Origin of the sequence: Chryseobacterium sp. G0201 (assembly GCF_003815655.1) — a bacterium.
GTDB lineage: Bacteria > Bacteroidota > Bacteroidia > Flavobacteriales > Weeksellaceae > Chryseobacterium.
Genome location: NZ_CP033917.1, coordinates 3912259 through 3938575, shown reverse-complemented (window position 1 = coordinate 3938575; position 26317 = coordinate 3912259). Strand labels below are relative to the sequence as shown.

25 protein-coding genes and 1 pseudogene are annotated in these 26317 nt (G+C 33.4%); 10 read left to right on the top strand and 16 right to left on the bottom strand.

Going from position 1 to position 26317, the window contains the following annotated elements:
* Positions 1-17: 17 nt before the first annotated feature.
* Complete coding sequence (locus tag EG348_RS17585; protein WP_123984273.1) at positions 18-1091, bottom strand: branched-chain amino acid aminotransferase; 1074 nt, start codon at positions 1089-1091, stop codon at positions 18-20.
* Positions 1092-1175: 84 nt separating this feature from the next.
* Here EG348_RS17585 and mnmD point away from each other — a divergent pair, with 84 nt between their 5' ends.
* The gene (mnmD, locus tag EG348_RS17580) at positions 1176-1850 is read left to right on the top strand and encodes a tRNA (5-methylaminomethyl-2-thiouridine)(34)-methyltransferase MnmD (protein ID WP_123984272.1); all 675 of its coding nucleotides are present in this window, start codon (positions 1176-1178) and stop codon (positions 1848-1850) included.
* Between the two features lie 126 nt (positions 1851-1976).
* Positions 1977-2393, top strand: a complete 417-nt coding sequence (locus EG348_RS17575; RefSeq protein WP_123984271.1) for an NUDIX domain-containing protein — start codon at positions 1977-1979, stop codon at positions 2391-2393.
* A 45-nt stretch (positions 2394-2438) separates the two neighbouring features.
* On the opposite strand, the gene EG348_RS17570 is transcribed toward EG348_RS17575, so the two are convergent.
* Positions 2439-3143: a DUF4294 domain-containing protein gene (locus EG348_RS17570; RefSeq protein WP_123984270.1), complete on the bottom strand. Its 705-nt coding sequence runs from the start codon at positions 3141-3143 to the stop codon at positions 2439-2441.
* Positions 3144-3194: 51 nt separating this feature from the next.
* Between EG348_RS17570 and EG348_RS17565 the strand changes: the two genes are divergently transcribed.
* Positions 3195-4268, top strand: coding sequence for a M42 family peptidase (locus EG348_RS17565; RefSeq protein ID WP_123984269.1), 1074 nt, complete (start codon positions 3195-3197; stop codon positions 4266-4268).
* A gap of 104 nt (positions 4269-4372) precedes the next feature.
* The gene (gene rpe / locus EG348_RS17560; protein WP_123984268.1) at positions 4373-5023 is read left to right on the top strand and encodes a ribulose-phosphate 3-epimerase; all 651 of its coding nucleotides are present in this window, start codon (positions 4373-4375) and stop codon (positions 5021-5023) included.
* A gap of 231 nt (positions 5024-5254) precedes the next feature.
* Here the strand turns inward: rpe and EG348_RS17555 are convergent, their stop codons facing one another.
* The gene (locus EG348_RS17555; RefSeq protein WP_228414776.1) at positions 5255-5740 is read right to left on the bottom strand and encodes a DUF1772 domain-containing protein; all 486 of its coding nucleotides are present in this window, start codon (positions 5738-5740) and stop codon (positions 5255-5257) included.
* Positions 5741-5934: 194 nt separating this feature from the next.
* Between EG348_RS17555 and EG348_RS17550 the strand changes: the two genes are divergently transcribed.
* Positions 5935-7779: an alpha-L-fucosidase gene (locus EG348_RS17550; protein ID WP_123984266.1), complete on the top strand. Its 1845-nt coding sequence runs from the start codon at positions 5935-5937 to the stop codon at positions 7777-7779.
* 90 nt (positions 7780-7869) lie between these two features.
* On the opposite strand, the gene EG348_RS17545 is transcribed toward EG348_RS17550, so the two are convergent.
* From EG348_RS17545 to EG348_RS17510, 8 genes are all read right to left on the bottom strand, one after another.
* The gene (locus EG348_RS17545) at positions 7870-8286 is read right to left on the bottom strand and encodes a nucleoside-diphosphate kinase (RefSeq protein ID WP_123984265.1); all 417 of its coding nucleotides are present in this window, start codon (positions 8284-8286) and stop codon (positions 7870-7872) included.
* A 314-nt stretch (positions 8287-8600) separates the two neighbouring features.
* Entirely contained in the window at positions 8601-9527 is a 927-nt protein-coding gene (rsgA, locus tag EG348_RS17540; RefSeq protein ID WP_123984264.1) for a ribosome small subunit-dependent GTPase A, read from the bottom strand.
* Between the two features lie 127 nt (positions 9528-9654).
* Positions 9655-10737 (bottom strand): chorismate mutase, encoded by a 1083-nt coding sequence (locus EG348_RS17535; protein ID WP_123984263.1) that lies wholly within the window; start codon positions 10735-10737, stop codon positions 9655-9657.
* A 409-nt stretch (positions 10738-11146) separates the two neighbouring features.
* Entirely contained in the window at positions 11147-11677 is a 531-nt protein-coding gene (locus tag EG348_RS21930; protein WP_228414775.1) for a hypothetical protein, read from the bottom strand.
* A gap of 86 nt (positions 11678-11763) precedes the next feature.
* Positions 11764-12849, bottom strand: coding sequence for a DNA polymerase III subunit gamma/tau (dnaX, locus tag EG348_RS17525; protein WP_123984262.1), 1086 nt, complete (start codon positions 12847-12849; stop codon positions 11764-11766).
* A gap of 96 nt (positions 12850-12945) precedes the next feature.
* Positions 12946-13575, bottom strand: coding sequence for a TetR/AcrR family transcriptional regulator (locus EG348_RS17520; protein ID WP_123984261.1), 630 nt, complete (start codon positions 13573-13575; stop codon positions 12946-12948).
* A 15-nt stretch (positions 13576-13590) separates the two neighbouring features.
* Positions 13591-14847: an aminotransferase class I/II-fold pyridoxal phosphate-dependent enzyme gene (locus EG348_RS17515; RefSeq protein ID WP_123984260.1), complete on the bottom strand. Its 1257-nt coding sequence runs from the start codon at positions 14845-14847 to the stop codon at positions 13591-13593.
* Between the two features lie 343 nt (positions 14848-15190).
* Complete coding sequence (locus EG348_RS17510) at positions 15191-15934, bottom strand: response regulator transcription factor (RefSeq protein WP_123984259.1); 744 nt, start codon at positions 15932-15934, stop codon at positions 15191-15193.
* A gap of 94 nt (positions 15935-16028) precedes the next feature.
* On the opposite strand from EG348_RS17510, the gene EG348_RS17505 reads away from it, so the two are divergent.
* Entirely contained in the window at positions 16029-16676 is a 648-nt protein-coding gene (locus EG348_RS17505) for a DUF1349 domain-containing protein (protein ID WP_123984258.1), read from the top strand.
* A 198-nt stretch (positions 16677-16874) separates the two neighbouring features.
* Here the strand turns inward: EG348_RS17505 and EG348_RS17500 are convergent, their stop codons facing one another.
* The 3 genes and pseudogenes from EG348_RS17500 to EG348_RS17490 form a co-directional block, all read right to left on the bottom strand.
* Positions 16875-18179: a hypothetical protein gene (locus tag EG348_RS17500; protein ID WP_123984257.1), complete on the bottom strand. Its 1305-nt coding sequence runs from the start codon at positions 18177-18179 to the stop codon at positions 16875-16877.
* A 261-nt stretch (positions 18180-18440) separates the two neighbouring features.
* Positions 18441-19310 (bottom strand): annotated as a pseudogene (locus EG348_RS17495) (LysR substrate-binding domain-containing protein).
* A 63-nt stretch (positions 19311-19373) separates the two neighbouring features.
* Positions 19374-19583, bottom strand: coding sequence for a hypothetical protein (locus tag EG348_RS17490; protein WP_123984256.1), 210 nt, complete (start codon positions 19581-19583; stop codon positions 19374-19376).
* 504 nt (positions 19584-20087) lie between these two features.
* On the opposite strand from EG348_RS17490, the gene EG348_RS17485 reads away from it, so the two are divergent.
* On the top strand, positions 20088-20420 hold the full coding sequence (locus EG348_RS17485; RefSeq protein ID WP_123984255.1) for a hypothetical protein: 333 nt from the start codon (positions 20088-20090) through the stop codon (positions 20418-20420).
* A gap of 3 nt (positions 20421-20423) precedes the next feature.
* On the opposite strand, the gene EG348_RS17480 is transcribed toward EG348_RS17485, so the two are convergent.
* On the bottom strand, positions 20424-22001 hold the full coding sequence (locus EG348_RS17480; RefSeq protein ID WP_123984254.1) for a Na+/H+ antiporter: 1578 nt from the start codon (positions 21999-22001) through the stop codon (positions 20424-20426).
* 225 nt (positions 22002-22226) lie between these two features.
* Positions 22227-23075, bottom strand: coding sequence for a hypothetical protein (locus EG348_RS17475; RefSeq protein WP_123984253.1), 849 nt, complete (start codon positions 23073-23075; stop codon positions 22227-22229).
* 286 nt (positions 23076-23361) lie between these two features.
* Here EG348_RS17475 and EG348_RS17470 point away from each other — a divergent pair, with 286 nt between their 5' ends.
* From EG348_RS17470 to EG348_RS17460, 3 genes are all read left to right on the top strand, one after another.
* Entirely contained in the window at positions 23362-24345 is a 984-nt protein-coding gene (locus tag EG348_RS17470) for a helix-turn-helix domain-containing protein (protein ID WP_123984252.1), read from the top strand.
* 132 nt (positions 24346-24477) lie between these two features.
* Positions 24478-25665, top strand: coding sequence for an MFS transporter (locus EG348_RS17465; RefSeq protein WP_123984251.1), 1188 nt, complete (start codon positions 24478-24480; stop codon positions 25663-25665).
* Positions 25666-25877: 212 nt separating this feature from the next.
* Positions 25878-26294, top strand: coding sequence for a hypothetical protein (locus EG348_RS17460; protein ID WP_123984250.1), 417 nt, complete (start codon positions 25878-25880; stop codon positions 26292-26294).
* Positions 26295-26317: the final 23 nt, after the last annotated feature.

The window sequence follows — 26317 nt, the reverse complement described above, 5'->3', positions numbered from 1 at the left end:
AATTTTTCTGTGTTGAATTAAACTGTTTCAAGAACATTTTTCTCAACCACGACTCTCCATCCGAAAGTATCTTCTGCAACGTTAGTCTGAATATTAACTAAATCATTTTTAAGCGTAGCCGCAAAACTTTCATCATCAGAAAGTACAGGTAACTGTAATTTATCACCGTTATATCCTAAAGCTTGGAAAACCGTAGTTACAACCGCAGTTCCAACTCCCCAAACTTCTTTCAGTGTTCCGTTCTTTTGAGCTTCTACAACAGCTTTTACAGAAATTGGTTCAACCTTTACTTCAATTCCTCTTTTCTTAGCTAACTGAATAAAACTGTCTCTCGTAACACCATCTAAAATTTTCTCAGAAGTTGGCGGAGTATAAATTGTATCGTTAATTCTAACGAAAACATTCATTGTTCCACTTTCTTCGAAATATTCGTGTGTAGCATCATCAGTCCAGATAATCTGCTCATATCCTTCATCCATTGCCAATTGAGTCGGGTAAAAAGATGCCGCATAGTTTCCTGCTGCTTTAGCAGAACCTACACCACCGCTTGCCGCTCTTGAATAATGGTCTGAAATTTTAACAGAAACCGGCTCTGTATAATAGCTCTTTGCAGGTGTTGCAACGATAGCGAACATATATTTATTAGAAACTCTAGCTTTCAATGCTTCTTCCGTAGCGAAGATCAATGGTCTGATATACAGTGACATTCCCTCTCCAGAAGGAATCCAGCCTCTATCAAGGTCTACCAATGCTTTTAAACCGTCTAGAAACATTTCTTCCGTAACTTCCGGCATTGCAAGACGCGTAGCCGACTTGTTGATACGCTCAAAATTCTTTTCAGGCCTGAAAAGGAAAACCTGCCCGTCTTTGTCTTTATAGGCTTTCATACCCTCAAAACAAGCCTGTCCGTAGTTTACCCCCATCATCGCTGGTGTAAACATTAAAGGACCATAAGGAACTAATTTTACATCCCCCCATTTTCCGTCTTCATACTCACATATTATCATATGATCTATAAAAGTATTTCCGAAAGAAAAATTGTTTGGGTCGAATGTAGAAATTCTGGAGTTTTCAGTTTTTTGAATTATCATTTCTAAAATTTTTTATGATGTTCTACAAATTTAACATAATTTTCTAAATATAAAAATTTTACATTAAATTTGACAAAAAAAAGCTTGAAACGAGAAATTAAGACCACGAATGACGGTAGTAAAACTTTGTTTATCAATGATTTAAATGAAAACTACCATTCACACCACGGAGCACTACAAGAAGCAGAACATGTGTTTATTAAAAATGGATTAAATCTAATAAATGATTACGAAATTAATATTTTAGAACTCGGTTTTGGAACAGGTTTGAATGTTTTGGTTACAATTAATGAATATTTAAAAACTGACAAAAATCATATCATCAACTATTTTACCCTGGAAAAGTATCCCATAAATGAATCAGAAATTGAAGATTTAGCCTACTTTGAGCATTTTGACAACCCAGAATTAAAAGAAATTTATCAAAAAATTCATCAAGCAGAATGGGGTAAATCGGTTGAAATTATTAATGGAATCAATCTTAAAAAGATCCAATGTGACTTCTTTGATCTGAAAGACATTGAGTTACCTAAAATCAACCTTGTTTATTTTGACTGTTTTGGCGCAAGAGTTCAGCCAGATCTTTGGGAAAAGCCATTATTTGAAATAGTTTCAGATAAAATGAGTGTTAACGGCTTATTAACAACCTACTCTTCTAAAGGAAGCGTAAGAAGGATTCTTCAGGAACTTAATTTTAAAGTAGAAAAGAAACAAGGTCCGCCAGGGAAAAGGGAGATGATTAATGCGGTTAAACTTTAAAAGTTAGGAGTTGTGGGTTATAAGTTTTAGAATGTGTAGAATATTTATAGCATTTGATTTAACTCATAATTTATAACTCATAACTTTTAACAATTTTCCTTACATTAGCTATACAAATTATTATATATGATAGATAAGATCAACGTGAGAGTCTATGCCTGTGCTGTAAAAGACAAAAAAGTTCTGACACTATTTGAAGAATACGCAGGAGAACCTTTAATGAAATTTCCGGGAGGCGGTTTAGAATATGGAGAGGGACTTATTGAATGTTTACATCGCGAATTTGATGAAGAACTTAATGTGAAAATAGAGATTGTAGAACATTTCTATACACAGGAAAATTTTCTGGTTTCGCGTTTCAGAGAGAACGAACAATTGCTTACCATATATTATATAGTAAATATTATCAACGAAGAGGATTTTATTATCCTTGATCCTTGTATCGAAAAAACAGAATGGATCCCAATCGACAGACCGAATAATCCGTTTCCTTTGCCTGTAGATAAAGTAGTATTCGATAAATTAAAAGAAAAATACCTGTAAAATTTACAGGTATTTTTTATTGTTGTATTATTTATTTGTTTGTTTTTATTTCGGAGATTTAAAAGTATTTGCACCAGGATAAGGCTGCAAATAACCGGAATTCCAATTGGATTGCAGGAGAGACTCTAAAAATTCGTCTGTTCTATTTTTACGTGGGTTATATTGGTCTTTAAGATCTATATCTGCCATTTTACCTTTTACATTCCACCAAAATGCACTCCATCCACCTCTTAGTTCTTTAATGATTTCAAATACATTTTTGCCTGTGGCTCTGTTCATCAACTTTGCAAAAACCTGCCCTTCTGTTGTGGTAAGGTCTCTCAATTGTTTTTCATATTGATCAGCCAGCATACTTTGCCTGTCTTTTATATATTTTCTTTTAGCCTTACTATCCAAATCGGTCATTTCCTTCTGAATATCTCTGTACTGCTGAAGAGCGGTCACAAATAAAGGATAAACTCTGTATAATTTTTTATTAAGAAAATAATAATAATTTTTATCAAGCTGATTGTTGAATTTCGGTTTATTCACTAAGACCAACTCATCCATGGCAACCACAGTTTCTCCGTTGATCTCGTAGATTCTGGCTTTTTGGCTTTCATCGTAGTAATATTTATTTCCAAATTCATCCACTTTTAACAACTCTTGTGGATATTGGCTTAACGGCTTCGCAATCACGGAATCCCTTTGCCCGAAAACAAAGACACCAAAAAAGAAAAGAAAAAGATAAACAATCTTAGTAAAATTCATTATTTTTACACGTATTAGAACAAAAATTAAACGCAAAAATCATTCCTTTTTATGAAATTTGAGAAGAAATCTTTGAAATTTTTAGAAAAATACTTAAACACTTCATCGCCAACCGGATATGAACACAAGGGACAGGAAGTCTGGATGGACTATATCAGACCTTATGTTGACAAAATTGAAGTAGATCATTATGGAACCTGCTATGGAATAATTAATCCCGATGCCGAATTTAAAGTAGTTATTGAAGCACACGCTGATGAGATCTCTTGGTATGTAAATTACATTACAGATGACGGATTGATCTATGTGATCCGAAACGGAGGCTCAGATCAGACCATTGCACCATCAAAAGTGGTTCACATCCACGGAGAAAACGGAATTGTAAAAGGCGTTTTCGGATGGCCAGCCATTCATACAAGAACCAATCAAAATGAACCTATTCCAAAGATTGAAAATATCTTTATCGACTGTGGAGCAACTACCAAAAAAGAGGTTGAAGAAATGGGAATTTATGTTGGCTGTATGATCACTTACCCTGACGAATTCTTCGAAATGAATGACCGTTACTTCGTTTGTAGAGCTCTAGACAACAGAATCGGAGGTTTCATGATCGCTGAAGTGGCAAGACTTTTAAAAGAAAACAAAAAAACGATTCCATTTGGTTTATATATCACCAATTCCGTTCAGGAAGAAGTTGGTTTGTATGGAGCTGATATGATTGCAGATACTATCAAACCTAATATCGCCATTGTTACAGATGTTACCCACGACACGACCACTCCAATGATCGAAAAGAAAAAAGAAGGTGACCAAAAATGTGGTGACGGACCAGTTGTTTTCTTTGCACCAAGCGTACATCACTTGATCAGAGAATTGATTATTGATACTGCAAAAACTAAAAAAATCCCTTTTCAAAGAGCGGCAGCAAGCAGAGCTACCGGTACTGACACTGATGCATTTGCGCACTCCAACGGCGGAGTTCCGAGTGCTTTAATTTCTTTACCTTTGCGCTACATGCACACAACCGTGGAAATGGTTTCTAAAGAAGACGTAGGAAATGTAATTAAACTGATCTACGAAACTATTTTGAAAATAAAACCGGAAATGAAGTTGAAATATCATTAAGAAAAAGAAGTTAGATATTAGAAATTAGAAGTTAGTCTCAAAAATTAACGCCCTGCTGTCTAATATCTAATTTCTAACCTCTAATATCTAAGTAAAAAGTAAAAATGAAAACGAAGCTTATTGCGCCTTCCCTTTTATCTGCAGACTTTGGGAATCTGCAAAGAGATATTGAGATGTTGAATAACTCTCAGGCCGACTGGTTCCATGTGGATGTGATGGATGGAAGGTTTGTACCTAATATTTCATTCGGTTTTCCTGTGATGAAAACTGTTCAACAGCATGCCAAAAAATTTGTAGATGTACATTTGATGATCGTAGAACCTGAAAAGTATGTTGAAGAATTCATCAATCATGGTGCTGATCTTATTTCTGTGCATTATGAAGCTTGCACGCATCTTCACAGAACGATTCATCATATTCAGAGTTTGGGAGCAAAAGCAGGCGTTGTTTTAAACCCTTCTACTCCGGTTTTGATGTTGGAAGATATTATCGCTGATGTTGATCTTGTATTATTAATGAGTGTAAATCCAGGATTTGGCGGACAAAAATTCATCGAAAATACCTACAAGAAAATTGCTGAAACGAAAGATTTAATTTTAAGCAATAATTCTACCGCTCTAATTGAAATTGATGGAGGTGTAAACCTTGATAACGCTTCAAAACTTTTCGAAGCAGGAGCAGATGTTTTGGTTGCAGGAAATGCAGTTTTCTCGGCAGATAGCCCTGAAAGAACCATTGAGCTTTTAAAAATTTAATTATTTTAGTTTTTAAATAAAGAAAAAGGCAGCTTTAGGGCTGCCTTTCTTACTCTGTAATCTGAGCTTATGATGGTTATTAGTTTTCGTTTTTTAAAGCTTAGTGTTTAAACTTCCTTTTGTAATTCTGATGTAAAGATCTACATTAATTTCATTAAAAACATCCGTAAAAACACTGAATTTTCGTTAAGTATTTATACTTAATAGAAAATTTTTTAGTTAAATAAATCTTTATTCAACTTTATTCCAAACGCAGGCGCAAACCACTAAAAGTATGCTGATTACAGAAAATACGGTTCTTATGTTGTTTAAAAAATTCCATCTGTTTTCGAAATTTTCACGCATTTGCTTTATTCCTTCTTTTGTAGAATTTACGATATCAAACTTGTCTAATTGATCATTTAGAGGAACATTTCCAACGATTGTCACTCCAAATACTCCTATCAAATAAGCGATTGTTGCTAAAAGAAGTAAAATGAAAACGGGATTTTGTGCCCGATACATAAATGTAGAAACCGGAAGTAGAACTACAGTTCCCATAAAACTCACAAAAAACACAGGATTTAATATCTCCCGGTTAATAGACTGCATAGATTTAAGATATTCAGCGTCTGATAATTTTCCTAATCCCAGAACTACAGAACAGGAATATGCGTAGAAAAGCCCCGCTATCAGAGCTGTTAATACGGCTGTGACAATTAACACGATTGTTGTCATTTTCATATATTTTAATTTGATGATTTAGTTTTTAGTAGAAATATAAAAATAATACATTAAAAAATAAGTTTAGGTGTAATAATTTCAAATATTAACCTCAAAAATTAGAATACTCTTTATGTTTAACATAATAATTAAATTCCGTGAAGAAAATATTATCAAGTTTTCCTATTTTAGTCGGTAAAACAAGCAAGATGAAAAGTAAAATTACTCGGACATTTTTATTAGGATTAATTTTGGCAACCGGTACTCTCCATTCTCAGACCCAATCACCCGAAAACAAAAAAATGGAATGGTTTCAGGATGCCAAACTGGGAATTTTTATTCATTGGGGGATTTATTCGGTTGATGGAATTGCAGAATCATGGTCTTTTTTCAATAATTATATCAATCATGAAAATTACATGAAGCAACTTGATGGCTTTTCTGCTTCACTATATAAACCGGATGAATGGGTAAAATTAATTAAAGATTCCGGTGCAAAATATGCTGTCATCACCACAAAACACCACGACGGAGTTTCTCTTTGGGATTCTAAAGCTGAAAAAGCGACAACAATTCCTAAAAACTCTTTAGCTAAAAAAGATGTTTTGGCGCCTTTTATTTCAGAACTTAAAAAATCAGGTTTAAAAACAGGTCTATACTACTCTCTTCCCGATTGGAGCCATTCTTATTACGACAACAATACCAAAACAAAAAAACGATACGAGATTAAAAATGATCCCAAACGTTGGGCAAATTTTGTCAATTATTATCAAAATCAGCTCAATGATCTTTCCAATCAATTTAAGCCTGATCTATTATGGTTTGATGGTGATTGGGAGCATTCATCGGAAGAATGGCAGGCGCCGAAAACATTAGAAAATTTAAGAAAATACAATCCTAATATTATCATCAATTCAAGGCTAAATACTCATGGTGACTACGAAACTCCTGAACAGGGAATTCCGGTTATAAATCCTCAAAGTGACTATTGGGAATTATGCTATACAATGAATGATGCGTGGGGTTATCAGCCTTTTGACAAGAATTATAAAACGCCAAATATGATCGTGAGAACATTGGCAGACGTGATCAGTATGGGCGGAAATTTATTGCTGGATATTGGTCCGAAAGCTGATGGAACAATTCCAGCCGAACAAGTTGAAATTTTAAAAAATTTAGCAAGATGGACTTCAAAACATCCCGACGCTATTTACGGAACAAGACACGGATTGCCTTTTGATAATTATAAAGGTAAATCTGCGATGTCAAAAGACGGAAAAAAATTATTCCTTTATTTGGAAGAAGCGAAAGATTTCATAAAGGTTTACGGTTTAAATTCTATGCCAAAATCAGCAAAAATTGTTGGAGATGATAATGGGAAAGTCAATTTTAGAGCTGACAATAACGGAAATGTGACAATCAGTTTTTCAAATGTCAAATTTGATCAGGATGTAACGGTTGTTGAATTGGATTTTAATGACAAAATAACCTTTTCAAAGATTATAAAAAAGGACAACCTTTCGCTCAATCAAATTTTAGAGGATAAAAATTCTAAATCTGCTACCTTCGAAATCGCTGAACAGCTTCATGCTGGAAATAATATTTTTAATAATTCAGGATTAACAAGTGACGGAATGGATATGAAACTTCCAAAATCATCAAAAACCAATATTGAAACCATTAATTGGATCAGCAAAAATGCCGAAGTTCTGTTAGAAACAGAAAAAGGTTTGCCAAACGGGCATTATTCCGGAAATAGTGTCCTTTCAAAAGACAAACAGACGCTTTATCTTTTTGTGGAAGGAACTCCCACCGGACCAATTGCTTTAAAAGGAATAAAAAATGGAATCGCAAGAATCAGAATTGTAGGGGAAGGTTCTTTGGTTAATTATAGATCTTACAACAAATTATATTGGAGTGACAAGCCAGGAATTATTTATATTGACATTCCAAGAGAAAGGCTTGACAAAAATATGACAGTAATTGCCGTTTTACTGGACAAACCGATCGAATTATTTCGAGAAAAGGTAGGCGCCGTTGAAAATAATCTTTAAAATCGGTCAACAATATGACAGTATGGCATAAAAAACAAAAATCCAGAAAAAAATTTCTGGATTTTTTATTGTAAAAAAGAAAATTCTTAATTAGAAAATCTCTCTTCCAGAAAAATGGAATTGAGCTTCGATAAGAGCGTTTTCGTTAGAATCTGAACCGTGAACAGCATTCTCTCCGATGCTTCTTGCAAACATCTTTCTGATAGTTCCTTCCGCAGCTTCAGCCGGGTTTGTAGCTCCGATCAATGTTCTGAAATCTTCAACAGCATTATCTTTTTCAAGAACAGCAGCAACGATTGGTCCAGAACTCATGAAATCTACCAATTCTCCGTAGAAAGGTCTTTCAGCATGAACTTCATAGAATTTTTTTGCATCAGCAACAGTAAGTTGAGTTAATTTCAAAGCTTTGACCTTAAAACCTCCTTCTGCAATTTTACCTAATATAGCACCGATATGTCCATCTGCAACTGCATCAGGCTTAATCATAGTGAATGTAATGTTAGACATAAATGTATATTTTTTTAATGGCGCAAAATTACGAAAAATATTTTTGATTTTAATTTTAATTTTTTTTTAACATAAAAATAACTTTTATTAAGAAATAGCGAACAAATATTGGCACAGTAATTGTTTATTCTATTCCGATTCTCATGTTTAATTTGAGTTTTCATGGTTATTAGTTTTTACCCAGCTTCGGCTGGGTTTTTTTATGGCTAATATTCCCCAAAAAGAACACTCAACCTAAACATTATGACATAGTTAAACTCCTGTTTAATTATTTTTAAACAGGATATATTATATTTTGTTATTATTAAGTAAATTTATTTTTGAGACAATTCTTCCGCTTCGTCCATCAACTTGATATAAGTAGAATATCTGGTTTCTTGAATTTCCCCTGTTTCCAATGCATCAAGAACAGCACATTTTGGCTCATTAATATGCATGCAGTTGTGAAATTTACATTCTTTTCTCTTTCTAAATATCTCAGGGAAATAATGTTGTACTTCTTCTTTTTCAATATCAATCATTGCAAACTCACGGACTCCGGGAGTATCAATAACATTTCCACCAAAATTCCAGAAATGCATCTGGGCAAAAGTAGTCGTGTGTTTTCCTTTAAGATGAGTGTCTGATATTTCAGAAGTTTTGATATTCAAACCTGGCTGCAAAGCATTCACCAAAGTTGATTTTCCGCATCCGGAATGGCCAAAGAAAACAGAAGTTCTGTCTTTTAGAAGTTCCTGTAAATCGTTTAGATTTAATTGAGAATAAGAGGATATTTCCAAGGTATTGTACCCGATGTCCTGATAAACAAACTCGATATCTTTTACCAATTCGATTTCAGGTTCATTTAAAACATCCATTTTATTGAACAAAAGTAAAGGCTCGATATTGTACGCTTCACAGCATGCCAAAAACCGGTCTAAGAAACCAAGAGATGTTTCAGGATGTTTTAAGGTAAAAATAAAGCAGGCTACATCAATATTGGAAGCAATAATGTGCGCTTCTTTTGAAAGGTTAACGGATTTTCTGATTAGATAATTTCGTCGTTGCTCTATTTTTGTGATCCAAGCGACATCATCCTGTTCCAACTGAAATTCCACAAAGTCTCCTACAGCAAGCGGATTGGTAAGTCTGGTTTTAATTAATTTAAATTTGCCTCGAATTCTGGCCTCGAAAATTTTACCGGTTTCCATTTCTAAAACCTGATACCAACTTCCTGTAGATTTAATGATTTTTCCTTTCATATATATTACTGGGTGCAAATATAAGGAATTAGGAATTAGAAAAAAGGGCTTAGGATTTAGTAAATAATTAAAAATATTTCATCTTAATTTCCCTAAACCCTAAGCCCTAAAATCTATTTCCTGCTAACTATTTTCTATCGATCATAATGCTGTTCTGCACCTCAATAGATTCTTCGTGAATCGCTTTGAAAACTTTCTCAATAAAGTCCTGAGACATACCTGTTTCCTTTGCTTTCTGAGTAGCGTATTCTGTAATGACTTTCCAACGTTCCGGCTGGAAGATTGCGATGTCATTCTCTTTTTTAAGCTTACCTATTTTTTCTGAAATTTTCATTCTTTGAGAAAGAAGCTCGATCAATTGGAAATCAAGATCAGAAATCAATGTTCTGTGTCTTCCCATTTCACCATCGAAACCTGCCAATCCGGAGTTTCTGATTTTTAAATTTCCTATCAATTCAGCTAAAACTTCCGGTGTAATTTGTTGAGAAGCATCACTCCAAGCTTCATCAGGATTGCAGTGAGATTCAATGATTGCACCTTGGTAACCAACGTTCATTGCTTCCTGAGTAATACCTGCCAAACCTGTTCTGTTTCCGCAGATGTGAGAAGGGTCGATCAACATTGGGATATTCGGGAACTGACTCTTGAAATCTAATGCAATCTGCCAGTTCGGGTTGTTTCTGTATTTTGTTTTTTGGTATGTAGAAAAACCTCTGTGTATTGCTCCAAGATTTTCAATTCCTTGTCCTAATAGTCTTTCTAGCGCTCCGATCCATAAAGCCAAATCTGGGTTTACGGGGTTTTTAACCAACACTGTTTTATTCGTTCCTCTCAAAGCCATTGCAATTTCCTGAACTGTAAAAGGATTCACAGTAGAACGTGCTCCGATCCAAAGGATATCAACATCAGCTTCCAACGCCGCAAAAACGTGGTGCGCATTCGCAACTTCAGTAGCCGTTTTGAAACCGTATTCTTCTTTTACTTTCTTTAACCAGTTTAGACCGATTACTCCTACTCCTTCAAATCCATTCGGTTTTGTACGGGGTTTCCAAATTCCTGCACGGAAAATAGGAACCTGTGCACCTGTTTCTTTAATTCTCCTTGCTGTTTCCAACATTTGTGCTTCACTTTCTGCACTACATGGTCCTGCGATCATCATTGGTTGTGGGAAATCATTGATCCAGTCGTTTTTTAAGTCACTTAAATTCATATCGTTAATTTATATATTTATTTTTAATGTTTATATCAATAGGGATGTTATTATAAAATTTACTTTATAATTTCTTTCAAAAAATGCCGTTAAAAAAATTTAGTGGGATTAGGAATTGTGATAGAAAATCAATCTATTCCTTGTATTTTTTTGAGAAAGAAATTTAGTTAGTAATACCAATAAAATCGATAATACGTTCCAAAATTTCTAAGATAGCTAAAAGACAAACCAAAATAACTGCTAAAGAAATCAGCAGTTGCAAAACCAAAAAGGTTTTTAGAATTAGGTTTATGTAAAATTGTTTGTTCCACTTTTATGTTGTGAATCTTCTATTTTCAGCTATTTAAATTTATAATTTGTGTTTGTCAAAAAGTTATTTAAACCAAAATTATTTGACAAATATATAAAATTATGACAAATCAAACTTCATTAAATCATCAAGATCTTTCAGTAAAGGATTTTTCTCAATGAACTTTTCGAATATCTTCTTAGTCGTAACAACCTCAATTTTAAGGCTTTCGAAGTCTCTTTTGTACTCAATTTCAATAGAATAATTATGTACTTTTCTTTTGAAATGATTGAAAAATTCTCCGCTTATTTTATCAAATTCCACTTTTGCAGAGTCTGAAGGATAAGAAACCTGAATATTATGTTCGTCTATTTTAACTAATTTAAAAGCTTTAATAGCATTAAAAACAAATGTATTCTTGGATTGCAGTTGTTTCAATAGCAAATTCCATTCCATTTGCAGATCGGTTTCTGTAAAATGATTTTGTGGAAGATCTTCAGTTTTTGTGGCAAGCGTGTTATCTTCCTTTTTTTCTACCTTCTCTTCTTTATTCATAAAAGAATTGATACTGAAACCGGAAGAAGATCCTTGCCTGGATAAAGGTTTGGAAGTTTTTTTAATCACAACTTCCTGAGGTTCATTAGAAATCACAGGTTTTTCAACCTTTTCTTCTTTCTTTACCTCTATCTTTTGCGGAATTGCTACTTCAATCTTTTCATGAAGGAAGGGAGCTAGTATTAAGAACTTTTTTTTTTAGAAACGTCAGCATTAGCCGTCAATGAGGACAATTGCATTAACGCAATCTCTACCGTAAGTCTTGGGTTCTTTGAGTTCTTGTAATTAATATCGGCATGATTACAAATCTCGATACCGTCTATTAATTGTTGAGCGTTCCATTTTTGGCCTTGCTCTACAAATTTGGCTTTTGTTTTCTCTCCTACTTCGATTAAATCAATTGTAGAAGCATTTTGAGCCATCATAAGATCTCTGAAATGATTTCCCAATCCTGCAATGAAAATATGAGAATCAAAACCTTTTTTTACAATTTCATTAAAAGCAAAAAGTACTTCCGGGATTTTATTTTCCTTAGCAAGATCTACAATATTAAGATATTGATCGTAATCTAAAATATTAAGCACTTCGGCAGCCTTTGCCAATGTAATATTTTTCTGAGAAAATGTAGAAAGCCTGTCGAATATAGAAAGAGCGTCTCTTAAAGCACCATCGGCTTTTTGAGCGATTAAATATAAAGCATCATCTTCATATTGAATACTTTCTTTCTGAGCAATAGTTCTAAGGTGCGATTGAATATCTTCAATCACAATTCTTTTGAAATCATATATCTGACAACGCGATAAAATTGTTGGAATAATTTTATGCTTTTCTGTGGTTGCCAAAATAAATATTGCATGCGCAGGAGGTTCTTCCAGCGTTTTAAGGAAAGCGTTGAAGGCAGCAGAAGACAGCATGTGTACCTCATCGATGATATATACCTTGTATTTACCAACCTGAGGAGCAAAACGCACCTGATCTATCAACTCTCTGATATCATCAACAGAGTTGTTGGAAGCAGCATCTAATTCATAGATATTATATGCAAAGCCATCTTCTGAAACGGAACCGTCTTTTTCGTTGATCTTTCTTGCCAAAATTCTGGCACATGTAGTTTTACCAACGCCTCGAGGTCCACAAAACAGTAAAGCCTGAGCCAACTGATTTTCTTCAATTGCATGTTCTAAAGTATCTGTAATATGAGATTGCCCAACAACCGTGTCAAACTCTTGTGGGCGATATTTTCTTGCAGATACGATGAAATTTTCCATTGGTCAAAAATAAGAAATATTGTTCTAATTTGAAAATTTAAATTTTCAAAATTTCATATAATCCCGCTTTTGTACAAATGGAAAACTTCAAACATATTATTTTTTATCTTCGTAAGCAAAGTCGATCAATTCAACAATAGCTTTTTCGATTTCTGCTCTACCTTCGTCAGTCTTCATATCAATACCGCAAAATTTGTTTGCGTTGTAACCTGTATAAAGATTTAAGTAATATGCTCCAGAAATAATTAACGCCATAATTGCCCTGTATCTAGTCGCATTTTCGCCAAAGTGAGGGTCTGTAATATGCTGAAACAACATATCTCCCACTTCTTCACGCTGCTCTACTAATTTTCTAAGAATTGGCTTACTTTCTGAAAGTTCCCAAAGAATAATCTTCTGAAGTTCTTTATTCTTCTTCAAGCTATCAAACTGGTTAAGTAAAGCTATTTTAGATAATTCTTTACCTCCGTCTGAAATATCAACTTCTACATTTTGATTAAATTTTGTCCAATAATCCTGAGATTTGATATATTCATCGATCAACTTATCAGTACTTCCAAAATATTCATAGATAAGTTTTTTGTCGAAACCTGCAACGGCTGCGATCTTACTTACTTTTAAACCAGAGTAACCTTTTACTCTTAAAATTTTACCAACTGCGGCAAGTAATTTCTGTTTAGTTTTTTCTTTGTCCCTGATGGGACCTTGAACAACTTTTCTGGGCATAATACTAGTATTATTTTATTTTTTTGCAATATGCAATTTTTTGTTTATATCTTCAAACGCATTGAGCGTTTTATCAAGATGTTCTTTTTCATGTCTGGCCATTACACTCATTCTGATACGAGCATCTTTCCTAGGAACAGCAGGATATAAAATAGGGTTTGTATAAATCCCTCTTTCAATGAGTAGTCTTCCAACGTCTCCCGTTACATAAGGATCTCCAATTTTAACCGGAACGATCGCAGAACGTGTAACTCCTGTATCCAGACCCAAATCGTCTAAGCCTTTTTTGAAATAATTAATATTTTCCCAAAGCTTCTGTCTCCAAATCGGCTCTTCATCAATTAGTTCAATAGCCTTAATAATTCCTGCAGAAGAAGGCGGTGCCGTTGCAGAAAAAATCTGTTGTTTAGACTGGAATCTCAAAATTGCCGCTATTTTTTTATCTGCAATCACATATCCCCCCAAATTTCCGAAAGTCTTACTAAACGTTCCCGTAATAATGTCTATTTTATCCAATAGATCGGCTTCTTCAAGCGTTCCTCTTCCCGTTTCTCCTAAAATCCCTACTCCATGTACATCATCTACCATTAAAAAAGCATTATACTTTTTTACTAACGCATAAATCTCTTTTACATGCGAAGTATCCCCATCTTGTGAATACACTCCATCTATAACTACGAGTTTTGTACGATAAAGGTTTTCTGAAGTCTTCAAAATATGTTCCAAAGCTTCTAAATTATTATGAGGAAAGGTCTTTTTATTCGTGTAAGCACACCCCTCATGCACACTTGCATGTATTGCCATATCTAAAATAGCGATATCCTCTTTTTGCATTAAACACTGCAATGTAGCGCTATTAGCCGTATATCCCGTAGTAAAAACGACTGCTTCCTCCTCATTTCTTCCAAAAAAAGAAGAAATCTTTTTTTCCAGATCATTATGATAATCAAAATATCCTCCGATAAGTGGTGTTGCTCCTGTTCCGGTTCCATATTTTTCAATTCCATCAATTGCGGCCTGTTTTACTTTCGGATGTTGTGTAAATCCTAAATAATCACTGGAAACAAAACTTACATATTCTCTATCCTGATTGGCAATATTTACATGAACTAAAGAGTTTGTTCCTGTAGTATTTTTCAATCTGTAATTCATGTGCCCGTTGGACTTCATGTACTCTAAAAATTCATAAAAAATTTCCGCTCTTTGAGATATATTATAATCTGGAATATTCTCAAAATCCCTAAATGTGGCTGTTGTAAAGTTAATGTTCATCCTTAATTTTGTTAGCTGTTTAAAGAACAAATATATGATTATTTCACATCGCTAACTTTGAATTTTCAATTAAAATTTATTATGCATATAATATTTTAATCATATAGTTTGAAAATCAACATATTTCACATTTTTTACAGCATTTTAATATTTCTTAACATATCTGAAAAAGTCTTTTCATTTACCTAAAATTAATGAAATTAAAATATAAAACCCTATCAAAAACAAAAAAAAACGACCCCTTTCGCAAATATATCACTTAAATATGAAATATTTAACTATTTACTAAATAATCACGCATTTATTCAACGAAAAAGCCATTTAATAAAAATTTATTTTAGACTTAATAAAAACTATCATTAATTGCTTTAATCGAGTTTTTTACGTTCAGTTTTTCAAGGATATTCTGGCGATGTCGACTGACGGTATTTACACTTATAAAAAGGAAATCTGCAATTTCTTTACTAGTAAAACCTTCACCTACAAATTTCAAGACCTCTAATTCTCTTTGAGATAAGATGTTTTTATAATTTAATTTGTCTTCAACTACCACTTCTCCTTTTGTAGAGTTTATAATTAAAAAATCTGATGGCAAAAGAATCGACTGATCTAAGGCAATACTGTACAGACAAAGTGCAAACCTCAGCTTATTGTTGTAAGGCGAATAGGTATAGAACATACGATGCTGCACAAATCTGTATTCGTCGTTTTTATCTTTCATCCTGATTCTGGATACTACATTGTAATTAATGCGGTCTTCAGGTTTAAGCGAATCCATTAATTTAAAAAAACGCAATTCATGGATGTATTTTTTCAGTTTATCATCGGGATGTATCTTCTTTAAGATCTCTTCTTCCCAAATTGAATCTATAATTATTGGATTCTCTATAAAATGTAAACCTAATTCCAACGTGGATTTTGAAGTATAAACATAACTTTTGTTCGCCTGCATATCACTCAACACCGAAACCACATTTTCAATCTGAGAATACATTGATGCCTGTTGTTTATATACCTCAATATCCAACAGACAGTTACTCCCATTTTTGTTAAGCAATGTTTTGTTAAGCGTATCTAAGATCTCCATAAATGGTTATTTATAAGTATTGACGAATCTACGTTAAAATTTTACTTTTGCTAAATTAATACTTTACACTCAGTTATACCGATAAAGAAAGATAATGAAGAGAATAATTTTAAGTTTCTGCGTGCTTCTATTGGCACAGAAAAGTTTTGCTCAGACGTTAGAAAAAATGACATGGTTCAACGAGCCTGAAAAATGGGAAATTAAAAACAACACTTTATCAATGTTTGTTACCCCTCAAAGTGATTACTGGAGAATTTCGCATTATGGCTTTACTGTAGATGATGCCCCTTTTTATTATACTACTTATGGTGGAGAATTTGAAGCAAAAGTAAAAATGACAGGAAACTATAAGGCAAGGTTTGACCAAATGGGATTAATGCTGAGAATTGATAAAGATAATTACATTAAAGCCGGAGTTGAGTTTGTGGATGGTAAATATAACCTTAGCACCGTTGTCACTCATACAACAAGCGACTGGAGTGTGATCACATTAGACAAAACGCCTCCCACAGTTTGGATAAAAGCTGTAAGAAGGCTTGATGCCGTAGAGGTTTTTTATTCTTTTGATGATAAAAACTATATCATGATGCGTAATGCTCATTTGCAGGACAACACTCCTGTGATGGTTGGTTTAATGGCTGCGTGCCCGGACGGGAATGGCTTCAATGCAACTTTTGAAAATTTCAAGGTGCAACATTTTCCCGATGAAAGACGTTTACAATGGCTTAAAAACAATAAATAACGATTGAATTACACTTCAATATACAGTCAATTTTTATTAAACCTTTCATTTTTTTGGAAGGTTTTTTATTTTAATAGATAAAAAAACCGGATACTGATATCCGGTTTGTATTTGTGTATATTAGAATCTAAGAGATGCCTTAAAAATTGATATTTTTTAATGATCCAATTTACGAGGGAAGTTAATAGGAAAATTATTTTAGTTAACTCTTGTTGCAACTATGGTGTAGCTTTTAGTAATGTTTCCGTTATTAGTAACGTTAATACTTCCTGCTGCAGGAATTGTTAATGTATAATTAAGAGAAGTAGAGTTATCTCCTCCCGAACAACCAACTTTCCCTGTCCAAACAGTCCCGATAATATTTCTGTTTGTTTGAGTAAAGGCAGGAGATTTATTAGCAACACCACTAGCTAAAAGTCCACCCAATCCATTAATAGAAAAGAAACTGTTAGCAGAAAAATTTGTCACATAATATTCAGCTACAGAAGCATCTCCACAAGCATCACCATTTGAAACAAAAATTTTGTAGATTCCTCCATCAATTAAACCGGAGATCAAAACACCGGTAGCACCACTGGCTACGTTAACCGAATTAGAATTAACACCGCCATAAGTAGGAGAAGGAGATGCTTTTACTAAAACACCATTGGCATCAGAATATACAGGAGTTACAATTGTTGCTCCAGATACCGCAGTAATTGTTCTCACTCGAGTTGTCCCATTTACATCTAATGTATTTGTAGGAGCCGCAACAGCACCAATCCCTACATTTCCACCAACGGCACTTATCGTTGCATTTGTGCCACCGGAAGCTATACCACCTCCCAAATATGCATTCCCGTTTTGCTGTAATATTAAACGACGAACATTATTTGTACGATCCATAATACTGAGTTGAGAAGTAGGCGCTGTTCCTTCAGGATCAAGTCCCCATAAAGAAGTAGCATTAGTAAGCCTAACCTCAGCTCCTTCTACATGAAACTTTGTTGCTGGTGTTGTTGTTCCTATACCAAGCCTGTGATTAGCCGCATCTACTGATAATGTAGTTCCATCTACCGAGAAAGCATTAGTCGCAGTCCCTGTAAATGATAAAGTATTAGCAGCCTGGGTAACAATCCTATTTCCGGAAAGAGTGCCATCTGTATTATAAATATTAACAAATGAAGTTGTAGAAATCGAAGGATTAAGCTTGGCCCACAAAGAGCCATTAAAATAATAATAACCTTCTGCGTCAATATTAACAGCTGTTCCATCCTGTAAACCTGTAGCAGCATTATTTACATAGATTAGTGTTGAAGTAGGAACCGCTGCCATGCTCTGCGCTCTTTGTCTGTCTACACGAGGAATAAGAACACCATCTACATTAGATGTGGTTCCTGTAGGGTTTTTAGCCGTAAGATCAAGAGTTGCTGCTGGTGAAGAAGTATTAATACCAACTTGAGCGAAAGTTTGAATTGTAAAAGCTGAAATAGCCATTACAATAAATAGTACTGTTTTTTTCATATGTCGAAATTTTTGTTTATCATTTATAGTAAAAATAGTAATTTTATATAAATAAATAATCCTTTTATAGTTAAATATTTAAAATATTAACCAATCATAACAATTATTAGACAATAAAATTCATTTTTTAGTGATAAATAAATATTAGAAATATTTTTTGAAAATATTAAAACACAATGAAAAAAGCAATCGGCGCTGTTCTATTTTGGGAAAAAGCGCTAATATTCAGTAATAATTCAAATAGTTTTGAAAAAATTGTAATTACTCAGTAATAAGAAATTTATAGAAAACAGTCATTGCTTTCTTTTCGTAGGCATCTTTCAGAGAGATAAGCATTGCCGTACGAATCATATTTTTACCTTTTATTGGAATGGTAAGCAGATCATCTTTTTCGGTAACTGTTGTTTGCGCCAAAATAGTAAACCAATTCCCACTTTTTGCAAGCTCAAGCAAGGTAGGAATATCATTAATTTCAATTAAAATATTGGGAGACAAATTACTGATTTCAAAAGCTTCTGTAACAAATTTTGTTGTGCTGTAGCCTTTTGTAGGCAATGCAAGAGGCAAATTAGTGATTTCTTTCAAAGTAATACTTTACCTATTTGTAAGGTAAGAGTTCTTCGCTGCAACTAAAGTCATCCGTGAAGTAAAAAGTGGAATATAATTAAATATCTTTTCTTTGTTGCCTTCAGCAAAAGTAAGTGCAAAATCAAGGTCGAGATGAGATAATTTTTCAATCAATTCCGAAGTCGTTCCAAAAACAATATTTACCCTAACTCCCGGATATTCTACGGAAAACCTAATAAGAGTTCCGATTAAAGTAGAACGCATTCCATAAGTTACCCCAATTGTAAGTTCACCGGTTTTCAGATCTTTCAAATCTTTTAAAGCCAGAAAGCCTTCCTGTGATTTCAGCAAGCTTTTTTCTGCGTATTCTGAGAAAACTGCTCCGGCTTCCGTTAACTCAATACGCTTCCCTATCCTATTAAATAATGGAATACCCAACTCGTCTTCAAGCTGTTTGATCTGCTGTGAAAGTGTACTCTGGCTTATATACAAATGATTTGCAGCTTCCGTAAAATTTAGCAGTTCTTTAACTTTAAGAAAATAACGAATTTGTCTGAGTTCCATATTTGTAAATCGGTTTTAGCGATGAATAATTTTCATAAGAAGCGAATTACAAATTTATAGATTTTAGCATCTTCCGAAGCGTTTGGTGAGATTTAATTCCGAAACTTTTTCATCTTTAAAAATAAGCGATAGAATAATTTTTTGGCCAAACCATGTTTTTCCTACTTCATAAGTCCAGATTTCACTATTAAAATAATTAAAACCATCTCCAAGTTCTTGCATAATTTCATGGCGTGATTTACCCAATAAGTGGTTAAAATTTTCTTTTTTCATTTTATGTTTTAGTATTATTATCAAAACAAGTACCGAAATGATAAAATTTTAATCAGAAAATTATTATAAGTAATTAATTACACGCTACTTTAGCTTCAATTAATATCTTTTTGAAATTATTACTTACTAGAAATAATTAAGAATTGAAAAAATACTCTTTATCAAATAATAACAACTACATACCACAAAAATCACAACAATAATTAAAGTTTTAGGTAAAATAATACATTAATAAGGGTTTTTGTTACAAATTTTTAATATTTTTGAAATAATGTAAATATTTTGGTTAGGTTTTTGAAGTGAAATATTTTATATAAAATTAAGTTAATACCTTATTTTTTACACACTTTTAAATATTAATATCATGAAACCCTTAAAATTTACTTCATCACGAAAAAAGATTATTCTGACATTGAAAAAATCATTTTCAATACCCGTCTGCTGATCTCAAGTGCTTACCGTGTTTTGAAAACATTACTGACTCACTAAAACTCTTACCACATCATGATTTTTGAAAATGAACAACATTCTGTTTTACAGGATACGCATAATCTTTCGTTTGTAGCAAACGTAATTAATTTCCATGGAGATAAATCTTTTATTCTTAATTCTTTACACAAAATAAAGAATAATACGATCTGCAAAATAAAACGAAAATTAATCAATAAATATATTAAAGACTACACCCTTCACCTCAATCAATATATCGAAAATGAAGACATCCATTCAAAGCCGGAAAACTATGAGCTTTCACCAGCATATGTAAGACAGTCTTATAATAAAGTTGTAAAAGAAAATGAATACCTGCAGAGACTTTTAACAATCATCAACGATTAAAATTTAATGAATCAGCAGTATTCTCGCTTCTTCCAGATCAATTTTCATGAGGTATTTTTTGATAACATCTTCGTTAACATCATCATTATGCTTTTGATCAAGAAGCCATGATCTCTGCGCGCTTAAAACATCCAGATAAACATCCCTTACTTCCGAAGTTAACTTTACTTCTGTCTCAACATTTGCTTTTCCCTTCAGATTTTCATGAATCTGTTTTAGGAAGGTACTTCTACCCAATATTTCGGAATGATTATTCGTGATATGATCTGCAGTATGTTTTGCCATTTGTCTTTTGATCAGATATTCAGCTTCTTCATCAGGCAAGTAATCATCAAAATTGGGCAGTTCAATTTTCCGGATTAGATAAGGAAGCGTAAGCCCCTGCACCAAAAGCGTTGTTAAAATAACAATGAAAGTAATAAACAAGATTAAATTTCTCTGTGGAAATGCAGGTCCGCCCTCATACAAATGAGTAGGTATCGATAAAGCCGCTGCCAGAGAAACAACTCCGCGCATTCCCGTCCATCCCATAATTGCAGGAGCTTTGAATCCCGGGCTTCTTGCATCTGCTACATTGATGTAATTTCTGGCAACTAAAGTGACCAAAACAGCGCCATAAGCCGATAAAATCCTTACCACAACCAATACAGCAGTTACCATTAATCCATAAACGATAGCATCTGAAAGCCCAACTCCTTCAAGACCTGAGGTAATTTCTGGTAAGGCTAAACCTATTAATAAAAATACCAATCCATTCAAAACAAAAGAGAGACTTTCCCAAACATTGAGGCCTCGCAAACGAGATGTTGTACTTAAAAAACGATGTCTGTTATTGGATAAAAGCAATCCTCCACTTACAACAGCCAACACACCTGAACTGTGAACTTCTTCTGCAGCGATATACATGACATAAGGAGCAACAATGGTTAAAATCGTATCCATATTGGCATCGGTGGGAAGATATTTATGGCATTTCATAAAAATAAGGCCAATTAATACTCCTATCCCGATACCTCCTACAAGCATCCAAGAAAAACTTAAAGTTGCATCAGACCAAATAAATTGCCCTGTAGCGACCGCAATCATTGCAAAACGGAATATTATTAATGAAGAAGCATCATTCAGTAAACTTTCTCCTTCCAGAATGGATGACATTCTTTTCGGAACTTTTACAAATTTTAAAATTGCACTGGCACTTACTGCATCTGGCGGAGAAACAATTCCACCCAACAAGAATCCAAGCGCTAAAGAAAATCCGGGTATAAAATAATTCGCAAAAAATGCGACAGAAATGGCCGTAAGAAAAACCACCACAAAAGCAAAACTTCCTATGATACGTCTCCATTTCCACAATTCTTTCCATGAGATAGCCCAAGCTGCTTCATATAATAAAGGAGGAAGAAATATAATAAAAATAAGCTCAGGATCAATATGAATCATCGGAATTCCGGGAATAAAACTGATTATCAAACCTGCAATAACAAGCAATACGGGATAAGCCACCTTTATTTTGTTTGCCAGCATGATGAGCAATACAATTGCTACAATAAGAGATAAATAGAATGGAAAATCTTCTATCATTTGTGTACATTTTTATTAATGCAATGATAATGAATTAGCACTTTTAATCAAAAAAATAATTTAGACATATTTAAATTTTAAAAAAAATAAAATTTTTCATTAATATTTAATAATAGTAAAGTTTAAAAATAAATAAATAAAGAGAGAACAGATGCCTCTCTTTATTATATAATTTTTTCCTGTGTGTTTGTAGAATCAAAACCTGTTTAAAATCAATCAAATTAATTAATATAATCTTTGTACTGATAAAAACAGTTCCCTTGTATTGTCGGCTGTGTTGGTATCTGATGTTGTATTATTACTTGTGCCTGTAGTAGATTTATTATCCACTCTGAAAGCATAGTATACCCTGTACCATCTCGGCTCCGGCTCCTGAATCGTGATATCAAAAGTTACCGTTTCATTGTGAGTCTGCGTAAGATAAACCCCGTCGTCAAACTGTCTGTAAGCCCCCGGTGACAGCTTGATATTCCCGTTATCTGAATCACCCGTATGGGTAGACATTTCCGAAACCCAGATTTTCATATCAGAGCTTCCAATATTGTAAAGACGCGGGTTAAAAGTAGTTGCTGCTCCGGTTCCTGAAGAATTCCCGTCGAACTGAGCGTCAAGTCTTAAAACTCCTCCCAATACAGGAAGATCTGTAAGATAAGTACTCGCTAAAATGTTTGCTCCCGAGGTGTTTGCAGGAATACTTCCGTGGTAATAAACCAGTTCACCAATTGTAATATCAGTGTCACTTCCTCCAAAAGCAAATTTCCAGGTTTCTCCGTTGAACATGTAATATCCAGGCTTATCAACCTTGGCCGTTTTCACAGAAGGAGTTCCTACCGCCTGTGTCACATATACCAATGCACCAGTCTGTGCCGCAAGATACACATCATCTTTTGCTTTAAGCTGATTTCCCGTCATTCTTGGAGCAATTACTCCATCTGCTGAAGTTGCCACATCAGGTTTTCCGACAACGTCTAAAGTTGCTTTAGGAGACTCTGTATTAATTCCTATTTGCGCATAGGTTCCTATTGAAAAAAAGCTCAATGCTAAACTTAAAAGAGATAATTTTAATTTCTTCATGTTTTATAATATATTATTTGTGTCTAATTTATAATGAGTACAATTTCAGAGATATTGTTTTATTTTATTAACTCTTTTTTATCTTTGTACTAATAAAATTCTTGATTAAGAACTGATGCAAAGTTATCAGCCTCAATAAATCAAATTTTAAACACATCAATGAACCCCTGAAAATAGCTTACATTATTTATTTCATTTAAAATCAACGATTTAACACAATTAATTCTTAGATTTGACTTATAAAAAAATAATTATAGCTGTTATGAAGTAATATTTTAAACAACAAATGATAATTACAGATCCTATAAAACTTCAAAAAATAGAGAAACACAAAAAAGATCTCGTGCATTATTATGTCATGTTAATGTCGGTTGTACTTTTTTTATATGCTCTTATTTTTACGTTTCTTATTCCGGATAAAATAATCTCATTGTATCTTTATGTCGGTGCATTTTTTCTGTCATATTCTTATTTTATTATCCGTAAAAATTATTCTATAAATATTCTGGTTCACACGTATATTATTCTTGCGTCTCTATATAATTTCTTTATCATGCTTGCTTTTTGGAATAATTCTGTAGCAAGTTTCGTGTGGCTTATGCCTATTCCTTTGGCTGCGTATGTATTTTTTAACAGGAAATATGTGGTTATTTACAGTATTTTTATCCTCATTAATATCATTTTAGCTTATTTGGTTTCTAAAAATTTTGATTTTAATTTTCAGGAGCATTCAAAAGAAGATGTGAAACTGACGGATACTTTTTTGGTGATCTCAAATGTTGCTGTGCTTGCATTGATCATTTATTTTAAAGACAAAATCAGAAGAGAAGAAATTCATCATGAAATTGAACAAAAACAGCAATCTGAACCGAGAATAACCGTATCTGTAGAAAAAGATACAGCATTTGGGGATGAATTATTTGAGAAAATAGAAAATATGATGACAGAAAAACTGTCTTATAAAGATGTTAATTTCAATATTTCAAAACTGTCTACAGAACTGGAAGTTAACAGCACGTATATTTCAAAAGCGATAAGACAGCATGGTTTTCCAAATTTTAATAATTATCTCAATATTCACCGCATCAACTGCGTTAAAAAAATGCTGAATGAAAATGACCTTGAGAAAGTAACCTTAATGTATATTTATACAGAGGCGGGATTTTCTAATCAGTCAACTTTTAATCGTGTTTTTAAGCAAATTGAAAAAATTACGCCTTCGGAATACATCAATACTTTGCAAACGATCAATATTCAAGAAAATATTTAGTTCTAAATCGGTTTCAGCGATGAATATTATCGAAATAAAGCGTTTTAGAAATTAAAAAAATATCAGGAAATTTACACTTTATAAAACTCATCAAGAATGTACCTTCTAAATGAGTTTTAATCCTAAAAAGTCATGAGCACCCCTGAAAAAGCAGATAAAAAGAGTAAACGTTTCCAATATATAAAACTTTGTATCTTCCTTTCGGGGCTTTCCGTATTCGCCCAGCTTTATCTTTTTCAGCCTTTGCTTCCAATGGTTGCAGAACATTTTCATACAACTGTTGGCGACAGCTCACTTCTCGTTTCGTCGGCTACGATAGGAATGGCTTTGGGATTATTCTTTTTCGCCTTTAAAGCAGACAGCTATTCGAGAAAAAAACTGATGATATTTTCTTTACTTTCTTCTGCTGTGTTGACAATTATTTCAAGTTGGGTTCAAAGTCTGCCTTTATTAATCACGATTGGTGTAATAAAAGGTTTTGTGATTTCGGGAGTTTCTTCAGTTGCTCTGGCCTATTTGACAGAAGAAGTTGAACTTTCTGTAGTTGCTCTGGCCATCAGCATGTATCTCAGCGGAAATACCATCGGTGGGATGAGCGGAAGAATCTTGGCGACAATCATCGCCGGAGAATTGGGATGGAGAAACGCCGTTTTGATCATCGGAATTGAAAGCTTACTATTAGGATTACTTTTTTGGAAATTTTTCCCGGATTCAAAGTTTTTTAATCCTCAAAAAACAGATTATTCTCTGAAAATAAAGCAAATGAGGAGATTTCTTACCGATTCTTATATGCTTCGTCTGTATTTTATTGCGGCATTGCTGATGGGAAGTTTTGTGAGCGTTTATAATTATCTTACTTTCCGTCTGGAATCTGCACCGTTTTCACTGAATCATTTTTTGATTGCTTTTATATTTTTGATGTATACTTTCGGGGTTTTCGGAACGATGATCACGAGCAGATTATCAAAGAAAACAGATCGAAAAAATATTCTAAAAGGTTCTATCCTATTGATGATCGCCGGAATTTTATTTTTACTTTCCGAGAATATTTATATTGTAATCTTCGGGCTTGGATTATTTACGCTTTCTTTTTTCGCAGCACATACGATGGCGAGCCAGATGACGGCTTTACGTGCTAAAGAAGGAAAGTCTTCTGCAACTTCTATTTACTGGCTTTTCTATTATTTTGGTTCAAGTATTTTGGGAAGCGGTACAGGGTACATTCTTCACGCAACTTCTTGGAAATTTTTCATTTCCTTCCTTATTTTCTCTATTATCATTGCTTTTTCACTTACTATTGATAGATTTTCCCGACAATAAAAACACACAACATACCACATAAGTACCATACTTTTTGGTTTAAAAATGACTTTATGTTATTGTAATCAACATATAATTAATTATTTACGAAAAATATTAACGTTTAATTATTAAAAAGATTAAATATATTTATAGTGTAAGGCATAATATTTGTAAACATAACTGTACCAAGAATCACTTTCAATATACTTTTAACCCTAACACAAAATATTATGAACGTTGTAGATCTTAAAATTAAAAATTTAGTGGAATACAGAAATCAGATATTTACGATTACTGAAATATTCCAGGATAATGAAAAAGATTATTTTGTAAAAATAGAGAATGACATTCACAGTTTTTCTGTTCCGGCAGACTCTATTACACCTATTCAGATCACTGAAGAATGGTTGGAGAAATTCGGTTTTTCAAGAACATACAGCTCTGAACAGCGTATCAGATATGAAAGACCGGAAACGTTCATTAAATATGATATCGACCTGAATTCCAGAAAGATCGTAGAAGGTTTAAAAATCTACGGAAATTCAATTAAATGTAAATATATCCATGAGTTCCAAAACATTTTTTCGTGTTTATTCGGAAAAGAACCTGCTCCGGTGAACTATGGACTACTAAAGACCGAATCTTAGTTTAATATATTATCACAAAAAAA